A 24968-nucleotide genomic window follows, 5' to 3' on the forward strand; every position below is an offset into this window, starting at 1 on the left:
TCAGTGTCCGTACGTTCGGTTCTCGCTGTCCTCACCACCGTTGTCCTTGTTGCCTCCGCCTGCTCGAGCGACGACGCCAAGGTCGACCCCTATTCCGCCCAGACCGCGACGATCGGCGAATCGCTGGCGTTTCTTGGCTGGAACATGTCGGTGTCGAATCTTCGTTTCGAAGGTGAAAGCGTGCTGATCGACGTCGACGCAGCACCGTCGGGTGACGGTCCGCATGCCGACCCGAAGGATCTGAGGTTCGGTCTATACGGTGCGTTGGCGCATCCGCTCGAGGCGCCGGCGATCGGCGGCTGTGGCGACGTGACAGACCTTGACGTGCAGCCGTTGTCAGCGCCGACGCCGGATCGGCTGACGGGCACGGTGTGCGTGGGTCCCCAGCGCGATCAGCTCCAGGTACGCGGGGTCTACGTCTATTCAACCCGCGACCGGATGCCCGGTACCACGATGGCTCATCCGGTGGCATTTCCCGTCGGGCTGCCTGCGGTCGAGGACGAACCCACCGGACTGTCCCTGAAGACGACCAGCGTGGATGCGTTCCGCGCGGACGGCTCCATGATCGACCCGAGTGCGCTCGGCGACCCCAACGAGTTCACGGGCGGCGGCTACATGCTGCTCGGGCTCGAGATCTCCGGTCAGGCAACGCAATACCGTGAGGAATCGGCACGCCGCGGTGGGCCGACGATGGTGGTGATGGCTCCGACATTACCTCCGCCCGGGCTGAGCCACGCGTGCGACGTCTACGGTGCGTCGACGCTGGTGCTGCCCGACAGCACCCGCGACGCCGTCTTCACGCGCGTGACGCTGTGCACTCAGGGAGACATGAACGAGGCGCTGCTGTATCCGACGCTGTCGGTGGTCGGCACGCACGCCGCACTGTGGACCAAGGGTGAGTGAGGCAGGCCCGACCGAATGGGGCGAGAGTCCCGGGGTCGGTCCATGGCAGGGCCCGCTGCCCGACGATCCCCGCTACGATCCGGCGCTGCTGCGCGACGGCGATACCCGCAATGTTGTTGACGCATATCGGTATTGGACGCGCGACGCCATCATCGCCGATATCGACACCCGCAGACATCCGCTGCACATCGCGATCGAGAACTTCGGCAACGACGCCAACATCGGTGCGGTGGTCCGCACGGCCAACGCGTTCGCGGTGAACACCGTGCACATCGTGGGCCGCCGCCGGTGGAACCGGCGCGGGGCCATGGTGACCGACCGGTACCAGCGACTGTGTCACCACGACACCACCGACGAGCTGCTGGCCTTCGCCGCCGACGCAGGACTGACCGTCGTCGCCGTCGACAACGTGCCGGGTGCCGCGCGCCTGGAGGATGTCGAGTTGCCGCGAGCCTGCCTGCTGGTGTTCGGGCAGGAAGGTCCAGGCATCACCTCGGCGGCCAGTGCGGGCGCCGAATTAACCGTGTCTATCGCACAATTCGGCTCCACCCGCAGCATCAATGCGGGAGTCGCCGCGGGCATCGCCATGCATACCTGGATCCGTTCCCACGCTGACCTCGGCCGCGCCTGGTAGCCGCTCGCGCAGCAATAGCCACACGGCCACCGCCGAGACGAGCATCAGCGTCGCGCCGACGCCCGAAGCTATCGCCAGCCCCGAGGTGAACGCCTGCTTCGTCGCGTCGAGCAGATCCGCGCCCTGACCGGTGGGCAGCGTCTTCGCGGCCTCAACCGCCGCGGCAAGGGAATCACGCGATTCTGCTACTACGGCAGCCGGAACACCCTCGGGCGCAGTGAAATTCCTGTAGACGCCGGTGACTATCGAGCCCAGCGTGGCGATTCCCAGCGCCATCCCGAGCTCGTACGCGGTCTCTGAAACCGCTGCCGCCGCACCCGCGCGTTCCTTCGGCACGCTGGCCAGGATCACGTCGCTCGCAACGGTGAAGGCCAAGCCAAGGCCGACACCGACGACGAACAGTGTCACGCCGAGTTGGGGGTAGGAGGTATCGGGACTGATGACCGTCAATGTCGCCATGGCGACACCTACCATCGCCAGGCCCGCGGTGAGTACCGCGCGCTGGGACCAATAGCGCACCGCGATCCCCGCCAGCACACCGAATACCGTCGCCGTCACCGCTGCAGGCAGTTCAGCGAGGCCGGCCTTCAACGGGCTGAACCCCTGCACCAGCTGGAAGTACTGCGACAGGAAGAAGACCAGACCCGACAGTCCGAGCACGGACAGCAGGTTGGCGCCGACCACACCCGTGAACGCTCGGTTGCCGAACAGGCGCACGTCGATCAGAGGGTGCGGCAGTCGCAACTGGCGGCGGACGAACAGTGTCAACGCACCCGCACCGACGAGGGCGGCGAGGGCGACGTCGAGGTGAAAGCCCTGTGCGGCAGCCTCTTTGATCGCATACACGACACCGAGGATGCCCGCCATCGACAACACGACGCTGGCTAGATCCCACGGTCCGGGGTCGGGGTTGCGGTGTTCGGGCACCAGCGCGATGCCGCCGACCACCAGGACCACCATCACCGGCACGTTGATCAGAAACACCGAGCCCCACCAGAAGTGCTCGAGGAGTATCCCGCCGAGAATCGGGCCGAACGCAGCGCCGGCGGAGAATGCCGACGCCCAGATACCCACGGCCAGTGTCCGTTCGCGAGGTTCGGCGAAAATGCCGCGGATGAGCGCCAGCGTCGCGGGAGCCAAGGTCGCGCCCGCAATGCCCTGAAGTGCCCGCGCCGCAATCAGCAGCTCTGCGGTGGGTGCATAAGCCGTTGCGGCCGAGACCACCGCGAAGGCCGTCGCACCCCACAGCAGCATCTTCTTGTGGCCGATCCGGTCGCCGAGGCCGCCCATCGTGATCAGGAGGCTGGCGAGCACGAATGAGTAGATGTCGCCGATCCACAGGATCTGGATTCCGGTGGCGTCCAGGTCCCGGCTGATGAACGGCGTCGCCAGCGCCAGTACCGTGCCGTCGATGCCGATCAGCAGGACAGCAAGTGTGAGAACGCCGAGCGCAGACCAGCGGCGAATCATGATTTCAGTGCTCCGTGCAGTAGAAGGTCGGTGATCATGTGGTCGAAGTCGCGGCCTGCGACGCGTCCGACCTGGACGGCCCACGCCGCTCCTGCCACCAGTGAGTAGAGCGCCTCGGTCAGCCACGCGGCGGTGAGGTCGGGACGGAATTCACCGTCGCGCTGGCCGCGGGTGAAGAGCGCGGTGATGTCGGCATCGATGTCCGCCCAGCCCTGCAGGGACTCCTCGACGTCGAGGTTCTGAGTCTGGCTGTAGAGCAGTGCGAGGTAGGGCGATACCGGCTGGCACGCGGTGATCAGCCGACGCAGCGCCTCGACGGCCGAATCATCGTGTACGCGAGCAGTTTCGAGGGCATGGGCCATCTCGGCGATCGCGAGCTCGTCCAATGCGGCCAGCAATGCGGGCTTCCCGGCGAAGTGGCGGTGCAGCGTGGCGCGGCTCACCCCGACCGCGGACGCGATCTCGTCCTGCGTCGCGTTGGGCCTGCGCCCGAGAAAGTCGGCCGCGGCGCGCAGCAGCTCTTCACGGTCAGTCGGCATGAGACGACTATAGCTCAAATGAGACAAAAATGTCTCACCGAGGATTTCGTTCAGCCTCCCAGCCGGGCACATTTCCCAGGCCGCGTAGGGCAGGATCAAGTCATGGATCAGCTATGGGCCAACCGCGCCGCCAGCGCCGAGGCTGCGATCGCCAAGCGGCATCTGAAAAAGGTGTGGGGAATACCGGGCACGCAGCTCGGCGTCGTCGCGTGGCCGGCGGCGCGCAAGTACCGGATGTTCGGAACGTGGCACTACTGGTGGCAGGCGCACCTGTTGGATTGCCTGGTCGACGCCCAACTGCGCGACCCGCAGCCGGAACGTGTGGAGAAGATTGCCCGGCAGATCCGTGGTCATCGGGTGCGCAACAACCTGCGCTGGACCAACGACTACTACGACGACATGGCGTGGCTGGCCATCGCCCTGGAACGGGCCGGTCGGCTCGCCGGCGTCGAAAGGCCCAAGGCGCTGCACAAGCTGTCCGAGCAGTTCCTCAATTCGTGGGTGCCCGAGGACGGCGGCGGCATCCCGTGGCGCAAGCAGGATCAGTTCTTCAACGCCCCGGCGAACGGTCCGGCGGCCATCTTCCTGGCGCGCTATGACCGGCTGCGCCGCGCCCAGCAGATGTCGGACTGGCTCGATGAGACGCTGATCGACCCGGAGACCCATTTGGTGTTCGACGGGATCAAAGGCGGTTCGATGGTGCGCGCGCAGTACACCTACTGCCAGGGGGTGGTGCTCGGGCTGGAGACCGAACTCGCGATGCGCACCGAGGATGCCGACCACGCCAAGCGGGTGCATCGCCTCGTCGCCGCGGTGCGAGACAACATGGCTCCCGAGGGGATCATCAGAGGCGCGGGTGGCGGCGACGGCGGTCTGTTCAACGGGATCCTTGCCCGCTACCTCGCGCTGGTCGCCACCTCCCTGCCGCAGAACGACGACGATGACCAAGAGGCTCGCGATGCCGCGAGCAAGCTCGTGCTGGACTCCGCGAAAGCGGCGTGGGACAACCGGCAGACCGTCGACAGCCTGCCGCTGTTCGCCGCGTTCTGGGAGCGCACCGCTGAGATTCCTACTGCCGCAGGCAAAGAGGCCGAGTTCGTCGAGGGCGCGGTCAACGCATCGGAGATTCCCGAACGCGATCTGTCCGTGCAGCTGGCGGGCTGGATGCTGATGGAAGCTGCGCACGCGGTATCCAACGCGTGAGGCGGTTCGGCCGCGACCTCAAGTCGATGAAGCCCTCGGAGAACGCCGCGGCAGGGCTTCTTCTGCTGGCCACCCTCGTCGCCATCCTCTGGGCGAATTCGCCATGGGCGGAGAGTTATTGGAGCCTCCTCGACACTCACGTGGGCGTCGCATTCGGCGAGCATCACTTCGAGATGACCGTCAAGCATCTGATCAACGACGGGTTGATGACGTTCTTCTTCTTCATCGTCGGGCTCGAGGTGACAAGGGAGTTCGCCATCGGCGAGCTGACCGACCGGGCCAGAGCGGCGGTACCCGTCGTCGCGGCGATCGCCGGACTCGTGGTGCCCGCCGTCATCTTCCTGGCGCTGAATCCCTCCGGAGAGAACGCCCACGCCTGGGGTGTGGTGATCTCTACCGATACGGCGTTCCTGGTGGGTGCGCTCGCGATCATCAAACCGAAATTCCCTGGGCGCCTGCGGATTTTCCTGCTGACGCTGGCCGTCGTCGACGACGTCGGTGCGCTGATCGTGATCGCGCTGTTCTATTCCGATTCGATCCAGGTGGCGCCGCTGGTGGTGTCGGCCCTGCTGCTCATCGCGATCGCGCTGGTGCGGTTCCTGCCGGTCGCCCGCGGACCCGCATATGCGATGCTGGGCTTCGCGCTGTGGGTCGCGCTGTATCTGGCGGGTATCCACCCGACGCTCGCTGGTGTTGCGCTCGCGCTGCTGATTCCGGTGTTCGCCCCCGAGCGCAGGCAGGTCGAAGACGCGGTTGAGGTGATGCGGGCGTTCCGGCAGTCGCCGAACTCTCAGTACGCACGCGCGGCCACCCGCCGTCTGCGCCAGTCGATTTCCATCAATGAACGCCTGCAGACCGATATCGGGCCATACGTCGCGTTCCTGGTGTTGCCTGTGTTCGCATTGGTCAACGCCGGGGTCCGGCTCGACGCGCAAAGCCTGAGCGCCGCGGTCCGCTCACCGTTGACGTGGGGGATCGTCGCCGGCCTCGTGCTCGGCAAGTTCATCGGCATCACCGGGGCGACGTGGTTCATGAGTCGCTCCGGGCTGGGTCAGCTGGCTCCGGGTCTTCGGCTGCGCCGGGTCGCCGGAGGTGCTGCGCTGTCCGGAATCGGTTTCACCATCTCACTTTTCATCGTCGACATCGCGATCAGCGAACCCGCCAGGCAGGACCAGGCGCGCATCGGCGTCATCGCCGCATCGATCATCGCGCTCGTTTTCGGGTGGGCGATCTTCCACATCACCGATCTGGTCAGCCCGCCAGAACCAATCGGTCTCAAGTTGATTCGGTCCGTGGACCCTGAACGCGACCACATCCGCGGCGACCCTGACGCCCCGCTGACGCTGGTGGAGTACGGCGATTACGAATGCCCGTTCTGCAGCCGCGCCACGGGTGGGATCGACGAAGTCCGAGATCATTTCGGCGACGATCTGTGCTACGTGTGGCGGCACCTCCCGCTCGAGCGGGTGCACCCGCGTGCCTTCGACGCGGCGCGCGCCGCCGAAGCCGCCGGCTTGCAGGGCAAGTACTTCGAGATGAGTATCGAGTTGTTCGCGCACCAGGACGACCTGGAATGGTCGGATATCTACCGCTACGCCAACGCGGTCGGACTGGATCTCGAACAGTTCGATCAGGACGTTCGTGTCCATCCGTCGAAGGTGCTCCACCGCGTGCAGGACGACGCGCAGGACGCCGAGGCGATGGATCTGAACTCGACACCGACGTTTTTCGTCAACGGTAAGCGGCACAAGGGTCCGTGGGATTCGGCCAGCTTGATCCGGGCGTTGGAGGAAGGCCGCCGATGAACCGCCGCGCACTCGTCACCGGCGCATCCACTGGTCTGGGCGTGCAATTCGCCCACCTCTTCGCCGCGGACGGTATCGACGTGGCGATCACGTCGTCACCACGCAGTGCCACCCGGATCCAAGAGCTGGCGCACACCCTGCGGACGCGCTATGGCGTTGGCGTACAGACGGTCTCAGTAGACCTCGCGAGACCCGGTTCGGCCGCGCAGCTGTACGACACGGTCGTGGCCGAGGGGCTGCTGGACTACCTGGTCAACAACGCGGCCTTCGGTATCGTCGGCATCCCGCTGCAGCAGTACGCCCCTGGTGAACTGGCGCGGATGGTCCAGGTCAACGTGGCCTCGCTGGCCGAGTTGACGGAAGCCTGTGTGCGCGACATGGTCCCGCGCGGCTCGGGCCGGATCCTCAACGTCAGCTCGATATCGGGCTACGTCGTACCCCACGGTGTGGAGTGCGGCTATGCGGCGTCGAAGGCGTTTGTCGTCAGCTTCTCCGAATGTCTGGCGCAGGATCTCAAGGGCACCGGGGTCACCTGCACCCATTTGGCGCCGGGGCCGACGCGCACCGAATTCTTCGACACTGCGGGCTTTCGGACATCAAGCGACTCGAGCCGATGATGATGGACGCCGAAAGGGTGGCGCGGGCGGGTTATGCGGCGATGATGGCAGGTAAGCCGGCGTGCATCCCAGGCGTGGCCAACAAGCTGATGCGGACCATGATGCGGTTCGCGCCGTCGCGCAACTTCACCGCCTGGGCGTCAGGAGCGGCCGTCCGCCGGTGAGTGGCTAGGCGGTTTCGCCCGCTTCGCGCTTGGCGGCCTTGCGTCGCTTGTACCACTCGTAGACCATCGGCAGGATCGACACGATCACGATGCCGATCACGATGGGTTCGAGGAGGTCCTGGATGATCTGGAACCGGCCGAGCCAGTAGCCCAGCAGCGTCAGCCCGACACCCCACACGACGGCGCCGAGGACGTTGAAGAACGTGAACGCCGCGTAGTTCATCTTCGCGGCTCCTGCGGTCAGCGGCGCCAGCGTCCGCACGATCGGCACGAATCGCGCGATCACGATCGCGAACGGGCCACGCTGTTCGAAGAACGCGTGGGCCTCGTCGAGGTATTTCTGCTTGAGGACCTTGGCGTTCGGTTTGAACATCGCCGTCCCGACGTTGCGGCCGATCCAGTAGCCGACCTGCCCGCCGAGCACCGCGGCGATCGGGATGTACACCAGGAGCTGCCAGAGCTGGAAGTTGATCACCTCGCCGCCGTCGGCCTGCAGCGCCTGGGTGCCCGCGGCGAGCATGCCCGCCACGAACAGCAGCGAGTCGCCAGGCAGGATCGGGAACAGCACACCCGACTCGACGAAGATCACCACCAGCAGGCCTACCAGGGCCCACGTGCCGAAATACCCGAGCAACGTCATCGGGTCGAGGAAGTCCGGCATGAGTGCCAGCTGATTGGCAGCCGCCAGAGCGGAGGTCGTCACAAGGCCCCAAGATACCGGTCCGGCCGGTTACTCCCGAAATGTCGATGCCAGGCGGGCTAGCCCGAGCCCTGAGAGAATCACTACACGTACGGATCGAGAGGAACACATATGCCCATCGCAACGCCCGAGGTTTACGCGGAGATGCTGAGCCGGGCCAAGGAACATTCCTTCGCGTTTCCCGCCATCAACTGCGTCGGCTCCGAGTCGGTCAACGCCGCGATCAAGGGTTTCGCCGATGCCGGTAGCGACGGAATCATCCAATTCTCCACCGGGGGAGCCGAATTCGCCTCCGGTCTCGGTGTGAAGGACATGGTGACGGGCGCGGTCGCGCTCGCCGAGTTCACGCACGTCATCGCCGAGAAGTATCCGGTCACCGTCGCCCTGCACACCGACCACTGTCCGAAGGACAAGCTCGACACCTACGTCAGGCCGCTGCTCGCGATCTCGCAGCAGCGGGTCGCCGCCGGGGGTAACCCGCTGATTCAGTCGCACATGTGGGACGGCTCGGCGGTGCCGATCGACGAGAACCTGGAGATCGCGCGCGAGCTGCTCAAGGAGGCCGCGGCCGCCAAGATCATCCTCGAGATCGAGATCGGTGTTGTCGGCGGCGAAGAAGACGGTGTGGCTCACGAGATCAACGACAAGCTCTACACGACGGCCGAGGACTTCGAGAAGACCATCGAGGCGCTCGGCGCGGGTGAGCACGGTAGGTACCTGTTGGCAGCGACGTTCGGCAACGTGCACGGCGTCTACAAGCCGGGCAACGTGAAGCTGCGCCCGGAGGTCCTCGCCGAGGGGCAGAAGGTGGCCGCCGCCAAACTCGGATTATCCGACGACGCAAAGCCTTTCGACTTCGTCTTCCACGGTGGGTCCGGCTCGCTGAAGTCCGAGATCGAGGACTCGCTGCGCTACGGCGTGGTGAAGATGAACGTCGACACCGACACCCAGTACGCATTCACCCGTCCCGTTGCGGGGCACATGTTCTCGAACTACGACGGTGTCCTCAAGGTCGACGGCGAAGTCGGCAACAAGAAGACCTATGACCCGCGCAGCTACCTGAAGAAGGCCGAGGCGTCGATGACCGAGCGCGTCATCGAGGCGTGCCGGGACCTGCACAGTGCGGGCCGGTCCGTGACCGCCGGCTAGCGCTAGCTGGTCGGCGCCTGGCAGATCTTCCACTGGTCGTCGCGGAACTCCAGATCCAGGCTCCGCGTCGAACGGGTCTGTGGGGCGTACGCCATGAACGTCGTGACGTTGGCCTCGGCATGATCCCCGTTGACGACGACCTGGTCGATGCTGGCGATCACGGGGTACCTCTTCGCGGCCGCGATCCGCGAGTGGGTCTGGGACCATACGCGGTCGTTGTAGGCGACGTAGTCGTCGCGGGCTTTGCCGCAGGTGACGCTGCGCAACGTGGCCAGGTCACCTTTCGCGATCGCGGCGTCGTAATTCTCGATGGTCGACCGCACCCGGTCCTCCTGGGAGACCTTGGGCTCCGATCCGCGGGTCAGGAGCAGCGTGCCCAGCACCGCAACGGCCACCAGCGCGGCGATCACCAGCACCACCGCGATCACCCAACCCCAGCTGCGGCGCTTCGTCGGCGGCGGCTTGGGCACCTCGCCCCGTGGCGGAATGACTTGTGGTGAAACGGGTTTCACCGCCGGTGCGGTCGCCGTGGCCATGACCTCGGTTGCCGGTTCGGACGGTCTGTCGATCCTCGTCGTCACCCCCGCGTCGAAACCGGAGGGCGCGGTGAACCGGCGCTCCGGCTCTTCGGGCGACTCGGGCTCGGCAGACAGCGCCTCGGTCGAGATCACCTCGGTCGCGGCTTCTTGCTCGGGTTTGGCTGACCCCATCACCTCGGTGGCCGGCGCAGACTCCTCGGTCGCCTTTTCGGTGACCTCATCCGGCTGGTCAGGCCCCTGTGGATTCGACATCGCTGCTGCAGTCCTCCGTTACAACGCTTCGGCCGCAAAGCTTAACCATCCGGAGGGACGGTTGCCGGAAGCCGCACGGCAGAATGGGCCATATGACACGGATGGGTGACCTTCTCGGACCGGATCCGGTCCTGCTTCCCGGCGATCCGGCGGCAGAGGCTGAACTGGCCGCCGCCGAAAACCCGGCCATCGTGGCCGCCGCGCATCCGTCGGCATCGGTCGCATGGGCCACGCTCGCCGAAGAGGCGCTCGCCGACGACAAGGCCGTCACCGCCTATGCTTACGCGCGCACCGGCTACCACCGCGGACTGGACCAGTTGCGTCGCAACGGGTGGAAGGGCTTCGGTCCGGTGCCCTACGGCCATGCGCCCAACCGCGGCTTCCTGCGCTGCGTGGCCGCGTTGGCGCGGGCCGCGGACCAGATCGGCGAACGCGACGAGTATCAGCGCTGCGTCGATCTGCTCGACGACTGCGACCCCGAGGCCAGGCCCGCGCTCGGGCTGGGCTGACTCAGGTTTCCGCCTCGCACTTGCAGTCGGCGGCGCCCTCAGGCGGTTCCACCTGAACCGTGGCGTGGTCGAGCCCGCGCGCCGCGAGCACCGCGCGCGCGTCGTCGAGGACAAGAGCCGCATTCCGCGCGCTGGTCAGGTGCGCGGTCACCATGTCCTTGCCGGGCACCAGCGTCCATACGTGCAGATCATGAACCTCGGTGACGCCGTCCACGTCGCACAGCGCCTTGCGTAGTTCGTCGACGTCGATGTGGGCGGGCGACGTCTCGGACAAGATCCGCAGAGCGGCGCGGGCCAGTGCGATGGCGCGCGGCAGCACCCACAGCGCGACGAACACTGCGACCACCACGTCGGCATACGGCCACTGCGTCGTCACCGTCACGATGCCCGCGATCAGCACGCCGATGCTGCCGACGGTGTCGGCGACGACCTCCATGTAAGCGCCCTTGACGGCGAGGCTGCTCTCGGAGTGCGAGCGCAGCAGCAGCACGACGACGGCGTTGGCGATCAGACCGGCCACCGCCACGACGATCATCGGAACGCCGGGGATCTCGGGCGCGTCGCCGAGTCGCTCGAACGCCTCGTACAGGATGAACACCGCCACCCCGAGGAGCAGCACCGCGTTGGCGACCGCGGTGAACACCTCGGCACGATGCCAGCCGTAGGTGCGCGCCGGGGACGCGCTGCCGTGTTTCGCGAGGAGTACCGCGGTCAGGCCCATGAACATCGCGACGAGGTCAGTCAGCATGTGGCCGGCGTCGGCCAACAGGGCAATCGAGTTGATCCACAACGCGGTCACCAGCTCGATCACGAAGAACGCAGTCAGGATCGCCGCGGCGATCACCATTCGACTCACCCGCGCATCGCGCGTCCCGTGGTCGTGCCCAGCACCCATACCGGGCAATCTATGCGTAAACACGCATATGTTGCAAGCGCCTCGCTCAGAACCAGGCGGACCAGAAGCGCGTCAGGCTGAATCCGGCACCGATCAACCCGCTGTTCACCCCGGAGAGGTCGAACAGCCAGCCGACGACCGAGAAGAAGTACTGGTTCAGCGGTGTCGCGATCAGCAGCAACAGGAAGACGAAAAACGCCCAAGCCTTGGCCGGCTCAAGCGCGCGCTGCGTTTCGGGGCTCAGATGCGGCTCCAGGGCCCCGTACCCGTCCAACCCCGGAATCGGCAGCAGGTTGAGCACCGCGCCGGTGATCTGCAGGAAGCCCAGGAACGCCACGCCCGCCCAGAACACCAGGTGTGCGGGGTCGTAAAACAGCCGTGTCGCGACCAGCAGAACGATCGCGAGGACCACATTCATGAAGGGCCCGGCGAGGCTGACGATCGACCGCTGTCGTTCGGTCATGAACGAGGTACGCACCCACACCGCGCCGCCGGGCAGGCCGATGCCGCCGAACAGGGTGATGAGCACGGGCAAGCCCAGCGATAGCAGCGGATTGGTGTACTTGAACGGGTTGAGCGTGAGATAGCCGCGAACGGCGATGTCATGGTCGCCGTACCGCCATGCGGTGAACGCGTGACCGAACTCGTGCAGGCACAGCGACACGATCCAGCCGGCGATCACGAACACGAACACACCGGCGTAGGCCAGTGGCGCTCGGTACTCGGCGGCCGAGATCCAGGCCAGCCAGGCGCCGACAGCGGTCAGCGCGACGATCGCCAGGAAGATCGGGCTCGGGCGTACCGAGGCCCGCGGGTGCAACGGGCGGACGTTCACCTCACGAAAGTACCGCGCAGCTCGGCTACCCCGGCGACGGCGATTTCCGGGTCGTCGGCGCAGGCGATCACGTTGAACACCGAACAGCCCGCCTCGATATACGGGTGCAGGAACTCAGCGATGTCCTCAGGTCTGCCGTACGGCGAATAACGTTCGAACGGCTCAAACGGCATTTGGTAGAAGCGCGACATCGCTTCGGCGAGCGGCGCTCGCGCGGCGTTGCGGGTCTCGCCGAATCCGCACCACACGTTGATCGCGTGCTCGAATTCGTTCGGATTCCTGCCCGCTTCGTCGGCATGCTCGGTGACCTGGCCGACGACCGAGGCATACCGGTTGGGAGACACCCAGATTCCCAGCCAGCCGTCGCCGAATCGGCCCGCCCGCCGCACCGCGGCATCCGAGCGGCCTCCCACGGTGATCCGCACCGCTGGCGACGGCGCAGGCAGGATCTGCGCGTCCGTCAGCGAGAAGAACTCGCCGTCATAGCTGACCGGCTCGCCGGCCGACAGTGCGCGCAACAACTCCAGGGACTCGTCCATACGCCGTCCGCGAGTGTGCGGGTCCACCCCGCAGATCTCGAGCTCGTGAGGGTCCTCGCCACCCAGTCCCACGCCGAATGTGAGCCTGCCGGGCGCGAGCTGCGCGATGCTGGCCAGTTGACGTGCCACCAGGACCGGGTGGCGTAGCGGCAGCAGGTACAGCGCCAGGTAACAGGGCAGATCCGGGTAGTGGGTGAGAAGTGACGCGGCGTCGATCAGTCCGTCGGCTCCCGCACCGACGAAGAAGCTGACGTGATCGTTGACGCACACGTGGTCGACTCCGGATTCGGCGATGCGGGCAAGTTTGACGTCGCGCTGATCCGTCGGCGTCGCGAACTGCCCTATCGGGGCGAACATGCCGACTCGAATATCACTCATGGTTCAACGATGAGCGTGCGGCGTTCTGCAGTGTTTGTCGGATGATGAAATCGCCTGCTCAGCGCACCCGCAGCCAGCCCTCGGTATGCCGGTAGAACGTCGACCGGCGGACAGGCCGCTGCCCGGCCACCCCATCGCGGACCACGAGCGCCGCCTCGGTGCCCAGCTGAGCGGCGCGGCCCGCGACCCAACGTTTCGGGCGCATGCGCGACGACAGTGCAGCAGCCCGCAGCCCGGGCATGGTCGGCGTCGGTTCGATGCGCACCCCGGTGGCGTCGCCGTGGAACAGCACGATGTCGTCGACGGTGGCCTCGCCGCGGATCGCTGCGCTTTCGTCCGGCGGCAGCCAGTGTGCGGCTCCGGTGATCACCTTGCCGGTTTCGTCCCTGATCAGCGGGATTCGCGTGGCGGGTGCGGTGCGGGCGCGCCTGGCATGCCACGGCCACCGCACGTGCGCGACTTCCACATCGAGGCGATCGGCCCGCAGCAATCGGCTCAGCACGGCGGCCAGATCGGCCTGCGAACCCACCACTATGACGCGCCGGCTGTCGGTGACGGCGTCCTCGCTGATCGTGGCCAGCCCCCGCAGCGATCGGGGCATCCTCCTGCCCTTGAACAGCAACACCGCAACGTCAGCGGCTGACGCCATCAATTGTTGTGCTCCTTTCGTCCGCGCGAACTCCTCGGGGTCTGCTGGGATAGGGTGGGTCACCGGCTGGACCCAGACTTTGGGCAGATCAAGCGGGAGAGTACGCGATGCCGGCAATCGTGCTCATCGGCGCACAGTGGGGCGACGAGGGCAAAGGAAAGGCCACCGATCTACTCGGTGGTCGTGTGCAGTGGGTGGTGCGCTACCAGGGCGGCAACAATGCCGGCCACACGGTGGTGCTGCCAACAGGCGAGAACTTCGCCCTTCATCTGATCCCGTCGGGCATCCTCACCCCCGGTGTCACCAACGTCATCGGCAACGGCGTCGTCGTCGATCCGGGAGTCCTGCTCACCGAGCTCAAGGGTCTCGAGGACCGCGGCGTGGACACCGAGCGCTTGTTGATCTCCGCCGACGCGCATCTGCTGATGCCGTATCACGTCGCGATGGACAAAGTCGTCGAGCGATATGCGGGCAGCAAGAAGATCGGCACCACCGGCCGCGGCATCGGTCCGTGCTACCAGGACAAGATCGCGCGTGTCGGGATCAGGGTCGCCGATGTGCTCGATGAGGAGCTGTTGGCCCAAAAGGTCGAGGCCGCACTGGAATTGAAGAACCAGGTGCTCGTCAAGATCTACAACCGCAAGGCGCTCGACCCCGCTGAGGTGGTCGAGGGTCTCCTGGAGCAGGCCGAGGGTTTCAAGCACCGTATCGCCGACGCCCGATACCTGCTGAACACCGCGCTCGAGCGGGGCGAAACGGTTCTGCTGGAAGGCTCGCAGGGCACCCTGCTCGACGTCGACCATGGCACGTATCCCTTTGTCACATCATCGAATCCGACGGCAGGCGGTGCTGCGGTCGGGTCCGGAATCGGCCCGACGCGCATCACGACGGTGCTGGGAATCCTGAAGGCGTACACCACCCGCGTCGGCTCGGGGCCGTTCCCCACCGAGCTGTTCGACGAGAAGGGCGAATACCTGTCGAAGACGGGCGGCGAGGTCGGCGTGACGACCGGACGCCGGCGCCGGTGCGGTTGGTTCGACGCCGTCATCGCGCGCTACGCGACGCGAGTCAACGGCATCACCGACTACTTCCTCACCAAGCTCGACGTGCTGTCCAGCCTGGAGACGGTGCCCGTGTGCGTCGGCTACACCGTCGACGGCAAGCGCGTCGACGACATGCCGATGACGCAGAGCGATATCGCCAGGGCCGAACCCATCTACGAGGAACTGCCCGGCTGGTGGGAGGACATCTCCGACGCGCGTGAGTTCGACGACCTGCCCGCGAAGGCCCGCGACTACGTGCTGCGTCTGGAAGAGCTTGCCGGCGCACATGTTTCGTGTATCGGCGTGGGTCCTGGGCGCGAACAGACGATTGTGCGCCGCGACATTCTGGCGGCTAAGTGACCGACGATCCCAGGCTCGTCGACCCCGACTACGACAAACACGGCGGGTTCCCGAACTTCCAGGCGGCCGAACCTGGTCCGGGATTCGGTCGTTTCCTGACCGCGATGCGGCGCGCCCAGGATCTGGCGGTGTCGGCCGATCCGGACAGCGACACGTGGGAACAGGCCGCCGACCGCGCCGAGGAACTGGTCAAGCTCCTCGATCCGTTCGAAGCGGCCGAGGGGGTCGGCCCGGCCAACCGCGTGCCGTCGCTGCCCGGTTCGGGCAGCCTGCTGATGCCGCCCTACCGGGTCAGGAGATTCGAAGCCGACGGCGTCGAACTCGACGTCCATTTCAGCCGCTTCTCCGTCGGCGGTAACTACGCCGTGCACGGCGGCGTGCTGCCGCTGCTGTTCGACTCGGTGTTCGGCATGGTGATCCACGCGGCAGGGCGGCCGATCAGCCGCACCGCGTTCCTGCATGTCGACTATCGCAACGTGACGCCGATCGACACCCCGCTCATCGCGCGTGGATGGGTGCGGGAAGTCGAGGGGCGCAAGGCGTTCGTCAACGCCGAGTTGCGCGACCGGGAGGAGAAGCTCCTGGCAGAGGCGAACGGGCTGATGATCCGATTGCTCCCCGGCCAGCCATAGAAGTGCCACGATGACCCGGTGACAACCAACCCCGGACAAGAATCGCTCATCGTCCATTTCCGCAATCTGTCGACACCGCGTGCCGCTGCGGTCGCCGGGGTCTTGTTCGCGCTCTTGTTCGGTACTGCACTCGTCCTGATCCGCACGTCCCTTCCCGAGGGTGCGGCACCCGGTACACAGTGGACGCAGAGCGACCACAACATCCGCATCGCGTCGCTGCTGATGCCGTTCGCGGGCATCGCGTTCCTGTGGTTCATAGGCGTGGTGCGCGACGGCTTCGGGGGCTACGAGGACAAGTTCTTCTCATCGGTCTTCATCGGCAGCGGATTGCTGTTTCTGGCCATGATTTTCGCTGCGTCGGCGGTGGGTGCGGCCTTGACTCACAGTGGTGGTGAGAGCGCCGAGTTTGGGCGCCAGCTGCTGCTCGTGCTGAGCAAGACCTATGCGTTGAGGATGGCCGCGGTGTTCATGATGTCGCTGGCGACGATCTGGCTGAAAACGGGCCTGATGCCCAGATGGCTGGTTATCGCCACGTATGTGGTGGCTGTTGTGTGCATCCTCGCCACCGACATCACGATGTGGCTGACGCTGACCTTTCCCACCTGGGTGCTCGTCGTCAGCGTGCTGTTGTTGAACCGCTCAGGCGTCATCGATCTCGACCGCGACGGCCATTAGTCGACAAGTCGCAAAGCCTGTGAGGGACAGAGCTTCACGGCCTCTCTCACATGGTCCAGTTGGTCATCGGGGACGTCCTCGACCAGAACCACCACGACGCCGTCGTCGTCCTGATCGAATACGGCATCGGCAACCATGACGCAGTTGCCCGCCTGAATGCACACGTCGCGGTCCGCCAGAGCTCTCACGGCGTCATCTCCACGTCACCTCCAACGACTTCAGGCCGTAGATGAAATGGAACGACCTGAACTGCACGTCGTCGAAGTCCTCGGCCAGCGCCAGGGTGGGGAAGCGACGTAGCAACGCCGGGAACGCGATGCGCATCTCCATGCGTGCCAGCGGGGCGCCGAGGCAATGGTGCACACCGTGGCCGAACGCCAGATGACCCGGTGCGCCGCGGCCGATGTCGAACGTCTCGGGGGAGTCGATGAAGTCGGGGTCCCGATTGCCTGACGGCATCGACACTGAAACGAGTTCACCCTCCGGAATCCGTACGCCCGCCACCTCCACCTCGGTGGTGGTGAACCGCGGGATGGCGCTGTGCACGATCGACAGCCAGCGCAGCAGCTCCTCGACGGCAGGACCGACGGCGTCGGGATCGTCACGGACCGCGGCGAGTTGCTCGGGATGCCGCAGCAGGGCAAGGGTGCCGAGGCCCAGCATGTTCGACGTGGTCTCGTGCCCGGCGAGCAGCAGCAGGCCGGCGATGCCGATGAGTTCGGCGTCGGTGCATTCGGTGCCGTGCTCGCGGACCAGCATTCCGAGGATGTCGTCTCCCGGATGCCTGCGCGCCCGCTCGACCAGCGACTGCATGTAGTCACGGCCCTGCCGTTGCAGGTCGAAACGGTCAGCGATCGGGATGGACAGATCCAGCTGGCGCGCGCTGCGCCGCTGGAAGTCGTCACGGTCGTCGTACGGCACGCCGAGCAGCTCGCAGATCACCAGCGACGGGATCGGCAGTGCGAAGCTCTCCACCAAATCGACTGACGGCCCTGCGCTTTCCATCGCATCGAGGTGCTGATCGACGATTTCGACGATGCGCGGTTCCAGCCGCTTCATCCGGCGGATGGTGAATTCAGGGGTGAGAAGACGACGCAAGCGCTGGTGCTCCGGAGGGTCGAGGGCAAGTAGGTTGCCCGCCCGCGAATTGGCCACCTCTTCGTCGGACAACTGCGGTGCCCCCGGCATGAAGAACCCCGGAGGACGTCTGTTGGAGAACCGTTCGTGATCGGACAGCACCGCCTTGACGTCTTCGTATCGGGTGATGAGATACGCCGTCATGCCGAACGAGTTGGTGGCCGTGCGCACCCCGGTCGTTTCGCGGATCTCGCGGAGCTCCGGAGTCGGGTCGAACGCGTTGCGCTGCATGTGCAGCGGCAGCTGCGGAGCTTGGGTTCCGGATGCGCCGGTCATCTATCGAAGCTACCCGCGAAAAACGAACTCCTCGATCAAGTTGTCGACCAGAGTTGGATCTTCGAGCCCGGCAAGGTGCGCGACCCCGTCCAGCACAACGAGCTGTGCTCCCGGAATGGCCTCGGCCATTGCTGCCGTCTCCTGCAGTCCGAACGTCGAATCCTCAGCGCCTGCCACCACCAGTACCGGTGTCGAGATGTTCGCGAACAGCGAACGCTGGTCCGGCCGGGAAGGCACGATGCTGCGCACCGCCCAGGATCCGGACCTGATGTCGACCGCTTCGACGGTGTCCCGCACATAGCGGACGACGTCGGGGCGGGTGCGGAAGGTGGTCGGCCCGAGAAACGCTTTGAGCACCGATCGGGTCAGCGGCGGTCGGACCCCGCCGAGGACTTTGGCGACGCGCAGCAAAAGCCCGTATTCGAGCTTCTGCCTAGGTCCCGCGGCCGAAGCGGTGCAGTTCATCAACACAGCGCGGCCGATACGGTCGGGGTATGTCGCGGCGAAGGTGCCGCCGATCATTCCGCCCCACGAGTTGCCGACGAAGTGCGTTCGTTCTATGCCGAGGCTGTCGAGGATATCGACGATCACGCGGGCACAATCGTCGAAAGTGAATGGCGCAGTGAGCTTCTGGCTACCGCCGTGACCAGGCGGATCGACGAGGATGACGTGGCGGGTCGCACCGAAATGATCGGCCTGGGCCGACCACATGTCGCCGGTCATCAGCAGGCTCGGCCAGAACATGATGGCCTCACCGGTTCCCCTAGTGCGGATCCGCACCTTCCCGAGCGCGGTGTCGACCTGCTGTTCGTCCACCATCCGAACGGTAGTCGCCGGTCCTGAGAGTGGGCCACCAGATTGCCGGCCCGATGAGCGTGAACAGCGCAGGGATGATCACCGTGCGGACGACGAAGGTGTCGAGCAGGATGCCTAGGCCGACGATGATGCCCACCTGAGTCAGGACGATCAGGGGGAGCACGCCGAGCACGCAGAACACCGCGGCCAGCACGATGCCTGCGCTGGTGATGACCGCACCGGTCGCCGAGACGGCGCGGACGATGCCGTCGCGGGTCCCGTGTTCCGGGGTCTCCTCGCGCGCGCGGGTCACCAGGAAGATCGTGTAGTCCACGCCGAGCGCCACCAAGAACAGGAACGCGAACAGCGGCGCGGTGTTGTCCAACGCCGGGAAGCCGAACAGGTGGACGCTGGCCCAGCCGCCCAGCCCCAGCGCCGCCAGTGCACTGAGCACCGTCACCGCGACCAGGATCAGAGGCGCCAGCGCTGAGCGCAGCAGCACGTAGAGGACCGCTAGCACGACCACCAGAATCGCGGGGACCACGACGATCCGGTCACGATCGGCCGCCGCGCCCGCATCGCGTGCGGTCGCGTCTGACCCGCCGACCAATGCGTTTACATCGATCGCGTGCACCGAATCGCGCAGGGCATCAATGGTTTCGAAGGCGCGCTCGGACGCGGGCTCGGCGTCGATGACCACCGACCATTGCGACAGGCCGCCCGCGCTCTGTCCGGCTGGGGTGACGGATAGCACGCCCGGGGTGTCGGTGATAGCCCGCTCGACGTCTGCGGCCCGCCCCGTCGGCGCGATGACGCGCGTGGGATCGGTGAGCCCGCTTGGAAAGTGTTCGGCCAACGTCTCGTAGCCGCTGACTGATTCGGCCTGCACACGGAACTGCTCGGTCTGCGACAGGCCGACAGGTGTCGTCATCAGGCCCGTGCACAGCAGCGCGAGGCCGGCGATGGAGACGATCGCGACCCGGCCGGGCCGTTTCGCCACGGCTTCGGCGATGCGGTGCCAGATCCCGCTGTCGGTAAGGGGTTTCGCGCCGGCTCGCGGAATGAAGGGCCAGAACAATCGCTTACCGAACAGTGCGAGCAGCGGCGGTAGCACCAGCAGCACGAATACTGCGGCGACCACCAGACCTGCGGCAGCCTGGACGCCCAGGCTGCGCACGCTCGGTGACGACGCGAAGAGCAGCGTCAGCAGCGCCAGCACCACGGTCGCGTTGCTCGCGATGATCGCGGGTCCCGCCCGTCGCACCGCGACGTCCAATGCAGCACGGTGATCTTCTCCAACATCCAAGCGGCCCAACTCTTCCCGATAGCGGGAGATGAGCAGTAGTGCGTAGTTGGTTCCCGCGCCGAACACCAGCACGCTGGTGATACCCGATGTCGAACCATCGGGATTCATCCCGAGACCGCTGGCGACCGCGGTACCCACGACGGCGGCGACCCGGTCGGCGAAGCCGATCACCAGCAGCGGCACCAGCCACAGCACCGGGGACCGGTAGGTGACGATCAGCAGCAGCGCCACGACCGCAGCGGTAACCGCGAGCAGCGTGATGTTGGCCCCCGAGAACGAGTTTGCGATGTCGGCGCCGAATGCCGGTCCACCGGTGACCTCGGTCCGCAGATCGTCGGGCAACCCTTCGGCCGCCGACTGCCGAAGCTCCTTGACCGCATCGTTGAGTGCGAACCCGGTGAGGTCGGCGTTCAACGGCACGACGGTCAGCGCGGCCGCACCGTCCTCGGACACCTGGACGCGCCATTTCTGTTGGATGGCGGCGAGATCGGCGGGGGTCAGCCGTGTGCCGTCGTCGCGGGTGATGACGATGATCGCCGGGACTTCGTCGCCGCCGGGGAACTGAGTGCGGACTGCGTCGGCGCGCGCGGATTCGGCACTGTCGGGGACGGGGACCGGGGATTGCGAGCTCGAGTCGTCATCACCGATAAACGCCATCAGCACGCCGGAGACGACGACCACCAGCACTGCCAGGACCCATGACAAGCGGCGTGACATTGCCCCAATATTTCAGATACTTAACTTTTAATCAAATGAATGTTTGCGGCCTATGCTGCCCATGTGGCCGATGATCGCGACGCGCTGGAGTCTATGATCGCCGCCGATGTACGGGCGATGAATGCCGAGTCCGACCAGATCGGCAGGCACTTCGCGGGCCGCCACGATGTCGCGGCCAACGACTTCCGCGCACTGCTGTACATCATGGTCGCCGAATCCGCCGGAACGCCGTTGACCGCGGGCGAACTGCGCAAACGGATGGGCATGTCCGGTGCGGCGATCACCTACCTCGTCGAGCGGATGATCGCGTCCGACCACCTGCTGCGGCAGTCCGACCCCGCCGACCGGCGCAAGGTCATCCTGCGCGTCGCCGACCATGGAATGGACGTCGCACGGGGCTTCTTCACTCCGCTGGCCGAACAGACCCGCCTTGCGCTCGCCGGTCTGTCCGACGCCGATCTGCACGCTGCGCATCGCACGTTCACGGCGCTCATCGACGCGATGGACGCATTCCGCACCCAGCTCGACGCTACGTCCGGTTGAGAGTCGCCTCCTCGAGATCGAGCCCGTGCAACATCGACCGCAACACCTCGTCGTTGATGCGGCCCGCGTCGCGCTCCTCGATGAACGTTTTACGTTCGGCGGCAAGCATTTCCAGACGTAGGCGGCGGAACGCGGCTGCCGGGCTCTCACCGATCTCCTCTTCGGTTCGTCCGAGCCGCTCCCACGCGCTGTTGAGGCGCCGCGTGTTCCAGGTCCGCAGCACCTCGGCGGCGCGCTCGGGTGTGTCGGTGATGGCCTGCGACTCGGCCAACAGCTCGTCGAGCCGGTCGGCGGCCGCGCGCGCCGCCCGGTCCTGCGCCTGAACCGCGGCGAGCCGGTCCTGTTGCGGGTCGTCGCCCTGTACGCGCAGCAGCCGGATGACCCACGGCAGCGTCAGCCCGTGCAGCAGCAAGGTACCGACCACGACGACGAACGTGAGGAACACGAGGTGTGGCCGGCCGGGAAACGGATCGCCCGACAGCGTCACCAAAGGCACACCGGCCGCGGCCGCCAGTGACACCACGCCGCGCATGCCGGCCCACGCCACGACGAACACCTGCGACGGCGGGGGTGTGGGTTCGCGTTCCCTGATGCGCCGCGAGAGCAGCGGCGGCAGGTACGCGAACGTGAACACCCACACGATCCGAACGCCGATCACGGTGGCGAACACCGCAAGCGACGACCAGATCAACACAGCGGCGCGGATACCTTCCAGCTCGCTGATGACGCCGGGCAGTTGCAGTCCGATCAACAGGAACGCAAACGACTCCAGGATCAGCACGACGGACTGCCACAGCGCGAAGTCCTGCAGACGCGTCGCGTAGCCGGCGTGTGCCGAGCGCTGGCCCAGCATCAGGGCCGCTACCACCACGGCGATCACACCGGACCCGTGGATCAGCTCGGCGACGAGGTAGATACCGAACGGGGCGATCAAGGCGATCGCGCTCTCCACGACCGGATCGTCGAGCCTGGACCGGATGTAGGAGATCAGGGAGCCGAACGCGTACCCGACGGCGACACCGCCGACCGCGGCCAGCGCGAACGTGCCGATGGCCGTGCCCCAGGTTGCCGCCGTGCCGATAGCGGCGCCGAGCGCCACCTTGTAGGCCGTAAGCGCCGTCGCGTCGTTGAGCAGGCTCTCACCGCCGAGCAGGACCATCGTCCGTCGCGGTAGGCCCAGCCGCCGGCCTATCGCGGTCGCCGACACCGCGTCCGGCGGTGCCACTATCGCACCGAGCGCCAGGGCCGCCGCCGCGGTGAGTTCAGGGACCGTCTTGTATGCGACGAACCCGACCGCGAACGTCGTGGCGAGCGGAAGCCCGATGGCGAGTAGACCGATGGGACGCAGGTTCTTCCTCAGCGCGACGTAGCTGCTTTCGGTGCCCGCCGACCACAGCAGCGGCGGCAGGATCACGTACAGGACCAGCTCGGGTTCGAGCACGATGTCATGCAGCCCCGGCACGTTGCTGGCCAGCAGCCCCGCGATCACGAGAGCCAGTGGCGCTGAGACATCGAAGCGGCGGGCGACGGCGGCGAGCAGGATGGACAGCATCAGAGCCGCCAGCAGTGATGCACCCACGTCGCCGAGCCTCCTGTGTCGTCATCCGTATCGTTGATCAGCATGCTGAGGAGATCACGCGTGCGCGAGGTGAAATCCGCCGAGGTCCCTCCCGATACGTGCGAACACCTCGGCGTCGCGATTGATGCCGCCGAGCCGGATCCGCGTACCCCGGGGCATTGCGAGGACTGCGTCCAGGACGGTAAGGACGCCTGGGCCCACCTCCGGATGTGCCTGACGTGTGGGCATGTCGGATGCTGCGATTCCAGCCCGCACCAGCACGCCGACGAGCACTTCAAGCAGACCGGTCATCCGGTGATGCGCTCCGTCGAACCGGGTGAGAACTGGCGCTGGTGCTACATCGACGCGCGGGTGGGATGACATCTGGCAGGCTGGACCCGCGATGAGTGAAACGACCGACAGTGACGAGCTGGAAGCGCAGATCGACTCCGACATCGACTCAGACGAGGTCGAGACGGCGCCCGAACCCAGTCCTGAGCCAAAACCCGAACCGACCACGGTGATGCTTCTCGGGTCGGGTGAACTGAGCCGGGAGCTGACGCTGGCGTTCCAGCGGCTCGGGGCTTCCGTCATCGCGGTGGACCGCTACGCCGATGCGCCCGCGCACGGCGTGGCCGACCGCTCGGCCGTCGTCAAGCTGAACGATGCCGAGGCGCTGACCGCGGTGATCGAGAAGGAGCGGCCGAGGTACGTGGTTGCCGAGGCGAATCTGATCGCCGCGGACGCGCTGATCACGGTGGCCGAACGTGGCGACGTCGACGTGTTCCCGACACCACGCAGCACCCGGCTGTCGCTGGACCGCGAGGGGCTGCGGCGGCTCGCCGCCGACGAACTCGGCCTGCCGACCGCGCCGTTCTGGTTTGCGAGTTCCGCCGACGAGCTGACCGCCGTGGCGCGGCACGCCGGTTATCCGCTGGTCGTCAAGCCGATCGCGGCGGCACCCGGTGAGGGTGAGTCGGTGCTGGTCCGTCCCGAAGACGTCGAGCCGGCGTGGCACCGTGCCGTCGCCGCGGGCCGGATACCGCACAACCGGGTCATGGCCGAAGCGGTCGTGGAGGTCGATTTCGAGGTGACGATCCTGACCGTCCGCACCATCGGGCCGACCGGGCCCGTCGTGCAGTTCTGCGAGCCGATCGGCCACCGGCAGCTGGGCGGCGACATGCTCGAGTCCTGGCAGCCCCAGCAGCTGTCACCCGCTGCGCTGGACGCCGCGAAGTCGATCGGCGCGAGGATCGTCAACTCGCTGGGTGGGCGCGGTGTGTTCGGTGTCGAGGTGCTGGTTCGCGGCGACGAGGTGTACTTCGACAACGTCCGGCCGCGGCCTTACGACAGTGGTCTGGTAACGCTTCGCTCGCAACGACTTTCGCAGTTCGAACTGCATGCGCGCGCGATCCTCGGACTGTCGGTGGACACCATCATGGTCTCGCCGGCGGCGGCGGAGGTCAGCTACGCCGGAGCCGATGCGACCGAAAGCGGCGACGCCGACCTGAACGTGGTGCTCACCGAGGCCCTCGCGGTCGCGGAAAGCGATGTCCGGCTGTTCGGCAGGCCAGACGAGACCGAGGGGCGGCGTCGCCTGGGGGTGGCGCTTGCGACGGCACCAGACCCGATCATTGCCAGGGACCGGGCCCGCCGGGTGTCCGCTGCGCTGCGCAGACTCTGGTAGCCATGAACAAATCCGAGCCCGATCCCGAGCCGACTGCGGACCGGCCTTCCGCGGCACCGTTCCTGGCTGCGCTGGCAATCATTGCGATTGTCGTGATCGGAATTGCGTTGGTGAACTACCTCCAGACTGACGAGCTATCCCCGCAGCAGCAGATCGTGCGGGCGGCAGTGGCACAGAATGATGCGCTGCAAAAGGAGAACTACGCCGACTTCCGCGCCAACACCTGCCGCTCGGAGCAGGGAACCGAAACCGAAGTGCTTGCCGATCAACGTGATTCCAAGGAAAGACAGGGCAAGCGGCTCATCGACGACGTCACCGAAGTGGTGGTCAACGGTGACAGCGCCACGGCCAAGGTGACCTATCAATTCGACAAGACATCCGACGTCAAAACCGAGGTGCAAACGACGTTCGTGCTCGAGGACGGGGCATGGAAGGTCTGTACGCAGGAGCCCAGCTAGC

At 66.3% G+C, this 24968-nt stretch carries 28 protein-coding genes; 15 read left to right on the forward strand and 13 right to left on the reverse strand.

Translation table 11 applies throughout. The features are described from left to right. Positions 1–3 precede the first annotated feature (3 nt). Together ACIA48_RS04465 and ACIA48_RS04470 are read left to right on the forward strand one after the other, a co-directional pair. Positions 4–903: a hypothetical protein gene (locus ACIA48_RS04465; protein WP_396727989.1), complete on the forward strand. Its 900-nt coding sequence runs from the start codon at positions 4–6 to the stop codon at positions 901–903. Then, positions 896–1537 (forward strand): TrmH family RNA methyltransferase, encoded by a 642-nt coding sequence (locus ACIA48_RS04470; RefSeq protein WP_396727991.1) that lies wholly within the window; start codon positions 896–898, stop codon positions 1535–1537. The genes ACIA48_RS04465 and ACIA48_RS04470 overlap by 8 nt, the downstream gene beginning before the upstream one ends. On the opposite strand, the gene ACIA48_RS04475 is transcribed toward ACIA48_RS04470, so the two are convergent. Then, positions 1421–3007 (reverse strand): MFS transporter, encoded by a 1587-nt coding sequence (locus ACIA48_RS04475; RefSeq protein WP_396727993.1) that lies wholly within the window; start codon positions 3005–3007, stop codon positions 1421–1423. The two genes, ACIA48_RS04470 and ACIA48_RS04475, sit on opposite strands and share 117 nt — an antisense overlap. Next, the gene (locus ACIA48_RS04480) at positions 3004–3546 is read right to left on the reverse strand and encodes a TetR/AcrR family transcriptional regulator (protein ID WP_396727995.1); all 543 of its coding nucleotides are present in this window, start codon (positions 3544–3546) and stop codon (positions 3004–3006) included. The genes ACIA48_RS04475 and ACIA48_RS04480 overlap by 4 nt, the downstream gene beginning before the upstream one ends. Positions 3547–3648: 102 nt before the next feature. Between ACIA48_RS04480 and ACIA48_RS04485 the strand changes: the two genes are divergently transcribed. The 4 genes from ACIA48_RS04485 to ACIA48_RS04500 are packed head-to-tail and all read left to right on the forward strand — an operon-like array spanning position 3649 to position 7335. Beyond that, a complete protein-coding gene (locus tag ACIA48_RS04485; RefSeq protein ID WP_396727997.1) occupies positions 3649–4749 on the forward strand; it encodes a glycoside hydrolase family 76 protein in 1101 nt (366 codons plus the stop codon). Between the two features lie 26 nt (positions 4750–4775). Then, on the forward strand, positions 4776–6554 hold the full coding sequence (nhaA, locus tag ACIA48_RS04490; protein ID WP_396728510.1) for a Na+/H+ antiporter NhaA: 1779 nt from the start codon (positions 4776–4778) through the stop codon (positions 6552–6554). Then, positions 6551–7171, forward strand: coding sequence for an SDR family NAD(P)-dependent oxidoreductase (locus tag ACIA48_RS04495; RefSeq protein ID WP_396727999.1), 621 nt, complete (start codon positions 6551–6553; stop codon positions 7169–7171). The genes nhaA and ACIA48_RS04495 overlap by 4 nt, the downstream gene beginning before the upstream one ends. After that, the gene (locus ACIA48_RS04500; RefSeq protein WP_396728001.1) at positions 7168–7335 is read left to right on the forward strand and encodes a hypothetical protein; all 168 of its coding nucleotides are present in this window, start codon (positions 7168–7170) and stop codon (positions 7333–7335) included. The genes ACIA48_RS04495 and ACIA48_RS04500 overlap by 4 nt, the downstream gene beginning before the upstream one ends. Positions 7336–7339: 4 nt before the next feature. Here ACIA48_RS04500 and ACIA48_RS04505 read toward each other — a convergent pair whose 3' ends face one another. After that, complete coding sequence (locus ACIA48_RS04505) at positions 7340–7996, reverse strand: VTT domain-containing protein (RefSeq protein ID WP_396728512.1); 657 nt, start codon at positions 7994–7996, stop codon at positions 7340–7342. Positions 7997–8146: 150 nt separating this feature from the next. On the opposite strand from ACIA48_RS04505, the gene fbaA reads away from it, so the two are divergent. Next, a complete protein-coding gene (gene fbaA, locus ACIA48_RS04510) occupies positions 8147–9184 on the forward strand; it encodes a class II fructose-bisphosphate aldolase (RefSeq protein WP_396728003.1) in 1038 nt (345 codons plus the stop codon). A gap of 2 nt (positions 9185–9186) precedes the next feature. Here fbaA and ACIA48_RS04515 read toward each other — a convergent pair whose 3' ends face one another. Beyond that, positions 9187–9975 carry a DUF4878 domain-containing protein gene (locus ACIA48_RS04515; protein ID WP_396728005.1) on the reverse strand — a complete coding sequence of 263 codons (789 nt, stop codon included), beginning with the start codon at positions 9973–9975 and terminating at the stop codon, positions 9187–9189. A 92-nt stretch (positions 9976–10067) separates the two neighbouring features. Between ACIA48_RS04515 and ACIA48_RS04520 the strand changes: the two genes are divergently transcribed. Continuing rightward, complete coding sequence (locus ACIA48_RS04520) at positions 10068–10484, forward strand: DUF3151 domain-containing protein (RefSeq protein WP_396728007.1); 417 nt, start codon at positions 10068–10070, stop codon at positions 10482–10484. Between the two features lies 1 nt (position 10485). Here ACIA48_RS04520 and ACIA48_RS04525 read toward each other — a convergent pair whose 3' ends face one another. Genes ACIA48_RS04525 through ACIA48_RS04540 form a run of 4 tightly spaced genes read right to left on the reverse strand, consistent with a single transcriptional unit; the run spans position 10486 to position 13780 of the window. After that, positions 10486–11379: a cation diffusion facilitator family transporter gene (locus tag ACIA48_RS04525; RefSeq protein ID WP_396728009.1), complete on the reverse strand. Its 894-nt coding sequence runs from the start codon at positions 11377–11379 to the stop codon at positions 10486–10488. Positions 11380–11425: 46 nt separating this feature from the next. After that, on the reverse strand, positions 11426–12214 hold the full coding sequence (locus tag ACIA48_RS04530; RefSeq protein ID WP_396728011.1) for a site-2 protease family protein: 789 nt from the start codon (positions 12212–12214) through the stop codon (positions 11426–11428). After that, a complete protein-coding gene (locus tag ACIA48_RS04535) occupies positions 12211–13131 on the reverse strand; it encodes an LLM class flavin-dependent oxidoreductase (protein WP_396728013.1) in 921 nt (306 codons plus the stop codon). The genes ACIA48_RS04530 and ACIA48_RS04535 overlap by 4 nt, the downstream gene beginning before the upstream one ends. Before the next feature lie 58 nt (positions 13132–13189). After that, complete coding sequence (locus ACIA48_RS04540) at positions 13190–13780, reverse strand: peptidase M50 (protein WP_396728015.1); 591 nt, start codon at positions 13778–13780, stop codon at positions 13190–13192. 107 nt (positions 13781–13887) lie between these two features. Here ACIA48_RS04540 and ACIA48_RS04545 point away from each other — a divergent pair, with 107 nt between their 5' ends. The 3 genes from ACIA48_RS04545 to ACIA48_RS04555 are packed head-to-tail and all read left to right on the forward strand — an operon-like array spanning position 13888 to position 16490. Next, on the forward strand, positions 13888–15183 hold the full coding sequence (locus ACIA48_RS04545) for an adenylosuccinate synthase (RefSeq protein ID WP_396728017.1): 1296 nt from the start codon (positions 13888–13890) through the stop codon (positions 15181–15183). Then, positions 15180–15815, forward strand: a complete 636-nt coding sequence (locus ACIA48_RS04550) for a PaaI family thioesterase (protein WP_396728019.1) — start codon at positions 15180–15182, stop codon at positions 15813–15815. Before ACIA48_RS04545 ends, ACIA48_RS04550 begins: the two co-directional genes overlap by 4 nt. An 18-nt stretch (positions 15816–15833) precedes the next feature. Then, positions 15834–16490 carry a hypothetical protein gene (locus ACIA48_RS04555; RefSeq protein ID WP_396728021.1) on the forward strand — a complete coding sequence of 219 codons (657 nt, stop codon included), beginning with the start codon at positions 15834–15836 and terminating at the stop codon, positions 16488–16490. On the opposite strand, the gene ACIA48_RS04560 is transcribed toward ACIA48_RS04555, so the two are convergent. From ACIA48_RS04560 to ACIA48_RS04575, 4 genes are read right to left on the reverse strand one after another with little or no spacing between them, the layout of a single operon-like run. Beyond that, positions 16487–16678 carry a ferredoxin gene (locus ACIA48_RS04560; protein ID WP_396728022.1) on the reverse strand — a complete coding sequence of 64 codons (192 nt, stop codon included), beginning with the start codon at positions 16676–16678 and terminating at the stop codon, positions 16487–16489. The two genes, ACIA48_RS04555 and ACIA48_RS04560, sit on opposite strands and share 4 nt — an antisense overlap. 4 nt (positions 16679–16682) lie before the next feature. Next, positions 16683–17903: a cytochrome P450 gene (locus ACIA48_RS04565; RefSeq protein ID WP_396728024.1), complete on the reverse strand. Its 1221-nt coding sequence runs from the start codon at positions 17901–17903 to the stop codon at positions 16683–16685. Between the two features lie 9 nt (positions 17904–17912). Continuing rightward, positions 17913–18722 (reverse strand): alpha/beta fold hydrolase, encoded by an 810-nt coding sequence (locus ACIA48_RS04570; protein WP_396728026.1) that lies wholly within the window; start codon positions 18720–18722, stop codon positions 17913–17915. Continuing rightward, a complete protein-coding gene (locus ACIA48_RS04575; protein ID WP_396728028.1) occupies positions 18667–20721 on the reverse strand; it encodes an MMPL family transporter in 2055 nt (684 codons plus the stop codon). The genes ACIA48_RS04570 and ACIA48_RS04575 overlap by 56 nt, the downstream gene beginning before the upstream one ends. Before the next feature lie 39 nt (positions 20722–20760). Here ACIA48_RS04575 and ACIA48_RS04580 point away from each other — a divergent pair, with 39 nt between their 5' ends. Continuing rightward, positions 20761–21264, forward strand: a complete 504-nt coding sequence (locus tag ACIA48_RS04580; RefSeq protein WP_396728030.1) for a MarR family winged helix-turn-helix transcriptional regulator — start codon at positions 20761–20763, stop codon at positions 21262–21264. Here ACIA48_RS04580 and ACIA48_RS04585 read toward each other — a convergent pair. Beyond that, positions 21251–22843, reverse strand: coding sequence for a Na+/H+ antiporter (locus ACIA48_RS04585; protein WP_396728032.1), 1593 nt, complete (start codon positions 22841–22843; stop codon positions 21251–21253). The genes ACIA48_RS04580 and ACIA48_RS04585 overlap by 14 nt on opposite strands. Before the next feature lie 42 nt (positions 22844–22885). Between ACIA48_RS04585 and ACIA48_RS04590 the strand changes: the two genes are divergently transcribed. Genes ACIA48_RS04590 through ACIA48_RS04600 form a run of 3 tightly spaced genes read left to right on the forward strand, consistent with a single transcriptional unit; the run spans position 22886 to position 24967 of the window. Beyond that, complete coding sequence (locus ACIA48_RS04590) at positions 22886–23203, forward strand: UBP-type zinc finger domain-containing protein (RefSeq protein WP_396728034.1); 318 nt, start codon at positions 22886–22888, stop codon at positions 23201–23203. A gap of 22 nt (positions 23204–23225) precedes the next feature. After that, on the forward strand, positions 23226–24509 hold the full coding sequence (gene purT, locus ACIA48_RS04595) for a formate-dependent phosphoribosylglycinamide formyltransferase (RefSeq protein ID WP_396728036.1): 1284 nt from the start codon (positions 23226–23228) through the stop codon (positions 24507–24509). A gap of 2 nt (positions 24510–24511) precedes the next feature. After that, positions 24512–24967 (forward strand): lumazine-binding protein, encoded by a 456-nt coding sequence (locus ACIA48_RS04600; RefSeq protein WP_396728038.1) that lies wholly within the window; start codon positions 24512–24514, stop codon positions 24965–24967. Position 24968 lies beyond the last annotated feature (1 nt).

Origin of the sequence: Mycobacterium sp. NPDC051804 (genome assembly GCF_044452905.1) — a bacterium.
Lineage (GTDB): Bacteria > Actinomycetota > Actinomycetes > Mycobacteriales > Mycobacteriaceae > Mycobacterium.